We start from the raw sequence: 3,097 nt of genomic DNA, 5'->3' as shown, positions 1-3,097 counted from the left end.
GGGCCATACGCAGCCGGTAGGGCACGCGGTCGATGGCGATGACCCGCCCCGCGCCCATCAGCCAGGCGCTCTTCATGGCGAACAGGCCCACCGCGCCCGCGCCCCAGACGGCCACCGTCTGGCCGGGCTGGATGTTGGCGTAGTCGGCGCCCTGGTAGCCGGTGGGGGCGGCGTCGGAAATGAACAGGAGTTGTTCATCGGTGAATCCCTCAGGCGCTTTGAACGAGGCCACGTCGCCGTAGGGCACGCGCATGTATTCGGCGAAGCAGCCGGCATACCCGCCGAAGCCGTGGGAGTAGCCGAAGAAGCCGGCCGGCGACTGGTTGTACATCTTCTCCAGCACCCAGGCGTTGGGGTTGGAATTGTCGCACCAGGAGGTGTTGCCCTGGGCGCAATAGGTGCAGTGGCCGCAGGCTACCGGCGAGGGGACGATCACCCGGTCGCCCCGCTTGACATTGCGGACTTCCTTGCCCACGTCAACGACCTCGCCCATGAACTCGTGGCCGATGATGTCCCCCTCGCGCATGGACGGGATCATACCGTCGTACAGGTGCAGGTCGGAGCCGCACACCGAAGAGGACGTAACCCGCAAGATAATGTCGCGGGGACTGGTCATAATCGGATCGGGCACTCGCTCCGTTCGCACGTCGTGAATGCCGTACCAGCAAACTGCTTTCATAGAAGTAGCTCCTTCATCTCCAAATCGCGCTCCCCTCCTCTCTTTTTACTGCTTACTGCCTACTTGCACACATCACCCCGGCGGCAACGCCCCCGCCGCCTGCGCCTCGCGCTGCTCGCCACGCAATTCGGCGCGCTGTGCCGCTACCTCTTTCAGGCGGCCGGAGGACTGGGCGAAGATGGTCGGCGTCTCGCCCGCCTCCATGATCTGCTTGAAGCGGCGCAGATCGTCGCGCACCTGCTGCCACGGCTGCTCGCCGAAGAGGCGGGCCACGGCGACAGAAGCCGAGCCGAGCGGCGGCTGATACTCCAGCCGCACGTCAACCTCTGTGCCCGAGCCGTCGAGCGCGTCGCGGAACTCCACCCGGCCGGCGTTCTCTATCGCCGCGCCAGGCAGCGAACGCCACTCAATCCACTCGTTCTCGCGCTCATCAACGATCTCGGCGTCCCACTCCACCGTCTGGCCCAGCGGGGCGCGCGTCACCCAATGGCTGCGGCCGTCGCTCCGCACTTGCACCGCCTGCAAGTGCTCCATGAAGCGCGGCAGGTTCTCGAAGTTGCGCCAGAAGGCGAAGACCTCCGCACGGGGCCGGTTAATGGTGACCGCGCGGCGGACAAACAGGTGGTTACTGTCGCCGGGCGCGCGCCGGATGTTGAGCATCTCATAGACCGGGTCTTTGCCGCTCAGACCGCGGTAGAGCAGGTAGCCGCCGCCCGCGGCCAGCGGCAGTTTGGTCGCGCTCGGCCGCGTCAGGGCAAAAAAAAGCGCCAGGCCGCCACCCACCAGCGACGCCCAGCGCTCTGAATTGCTGACATTCATTTTCATTTGTCGATATTCACTCATCTTCCCTTCCTCGCGCAGCCGATTGCCCGCTGCGCCGCCTTATTAGCATCTGGGTTAGTATAAGGAGTGGGATGTGACTCCACAACGCCCGAAGCGACTGACAACCGTAGTCGTTTTGACCCTGATTGGATACGGGCGGAATCGTCCGGCGCGACGCGATCTGGGTGATTCGGACGGGAATGGGGTGGCCCAATAAAAAACACCCCACCAGGGTGGAGTGTATCTTTTGGCGGAGAGGGTGGGATTCGAACCCACGGTGACCTCACGGCCACAACGCTTTTCGAGAGCGCCCCGATCAACCGCTCCGGCACCTCTCCGAATCGGTATACAGTATACAGTATTCAGTGATCAGTTGCCAGCGATCAATTTTGATTGCGTAGAAGGCGAAAAAACTGTTGTAACAGCTCCCCCGCCTCCGCGGCCAGCACGCCACGGGTCACATCGACCCGGTGATTGAAGGCGGGTTGGCCCAGCACGTCGATGATCGTGCCATCCGCGCCGAAGCGGGTATCCTGCGCGCTGTACACCAGTCGCGAGAGCCGGGCCTGGATCATCGCTCCGGCGCACATGGGGCAGGGTTCCAGCGTGCAGTAGAGCGTCACGCCGATGAGCCGCCAGCTCTTCAGCCGGGCGGCCGCGCCGCGCAGGGCGATCATCTCGGCGTGGGCCGTCGGGTCCTGGTCGGACTCCTTGCGGTTGAAACCGGTGGCGATAACCTCGCCCTCCAGCACGGCCACCGCGCCCACCGGCACTTCGCCCAAACGTATCGCCTCGGCTGCCTGTTCCAGCGCCAGCCGCATCCAGAATTCGTCGTTCGTCGTCATCATGTCAGGCTGGATCGTAACAGAAATCGAGACCGGGTGACACCCATTCCCACGGACATTGCCGGAAGGAAGACAGGCGCATGTTGTTCTACTTAACACACTGGCTGACGATTTATGGTAAAATTGGAACGGTTGGTCATCTCCGCATCCCCGACGCTGTTCTCCATCAGACCAACTTTGACAAGTATGAGGGAGTTCGTGGAACCGCTGTCCAAACCTTAGCGTCTCTATAGAAGACCCTATTTCTACGTTGGTGAGGGTAATGCCTGCTTTGACGCGCCCGACGCTCCCTCGCTAACTCACTTCTCCGTTCCCGGAGGGAACTTTATGTTTACTCGCAAGTCTGTCAAGATTATTGTCCTGCTCTTGGCGCTGCTGCTCGTGGTCGCGGCCTGCCGCCGCGGCCAGCAAGCCGAAGTGCCGACGCCGGCCGCGACCGCCGCGACCGAGGGGTTGGAAGGTGGCGGCGAAACGGAGGCAACCGAGCCGGCCGCCACCGCCGAGACCGAGGCGGAGCCTACGGCCGCGCCCATCGTGGTTCAACCCGTCCCGCCCGAGGCCATCGACTGGCCGCCGCAAGTCATCACCAGCGATCCGCTGCCTGGCGGCGAGGTCGCGGCCAACGCGCCCATCACGGTGCGCTTCGACCAGCCGATGGATCAGGCTTCCGTCGAGGCCGCGTTCAGCATCGAACCGGCCGTCACCGGGGAACTGACCTGGCCGGAGCCGGAGACAGCCGTCTTCACCCCGG

At 63.8% G+C, this 3,097-nt stretch carries 4 protein-coding genes and 1 tRNA gene; 1 reads left to right on the top strand and 4 read right to left on the bottom strand.

Annotation, left to right across the window (positions count from 1 at the left end):
* From ACE3UY_RS21695 to tadA, 4 genes are all read right to left on the bottom strand, one after another.
* On the bottom strand, positions 1-679 hold a 679-nt coding region (locus tag ACE3UY_RS21695), incomplete at its 3' end, for an alcohol dehydrogenase catalytic domain-containing protein (RefSeq protein WP_374689564.1).
* Positions 680-751: 72 nt separating this feature from the next.
* Positions 752-1,504 (bottom strand): SRPBCC family protein, encoded by a 753-nt coding sequence (locus ACE3UY_RS21690; protein WP_374689563.1) that lies wholly within the window; start codon positions 1,502-1,504, stop codon positions 752-754.
* Positions 1,505-1,749: 245 nt separating this feature from the next.
* Positions 1,750-1,839, bottom strand: a tRNA-Ser gene (locus tag ACE3UY_RS21685).
* 45 nt (positions 1,840-1,884) lie between these two features.
* Complete coding sequence (tadA, locus tag ACE3UY_RS21680; RefSeq protein WP_374689562.1) at positions 1,885-2,349, bottom strand: tRNA adenosine(34) deaminase TadA; 465 nt, start codon at positions 2,347-2,349, stop codon at positions 1,885-1,887.
* A 324-nt stretch (positions 2,350-2,673) separates the two neighbouring features.
* On the opposite strand from tadA, the gene ACE3UY_RS21675 reads away from it, so the two are divergent.
* A partial coding sequence (locus ACE3UY_RS21675) for an Ig-like domain-containing protein (protein ID WP_374689561.1) occupies positions 2,674-3,097 on the top strand: 424 nt, incomplete at its 3' end.

Source organism: Promineifilum sp. (SeqCode) (assembly GCF_041918635.1).
In the GTDB taxonomy this organism is placed as follows: Bacteria; Chloroflexota; Anaerolineae; order Promineifilales; family Promineifilaceae; genus Promineifilum.
Note: the sequence above shows the minus strand (reverse complement) of the source record. Positions and strands in the feature narration are given on the sequence as shown.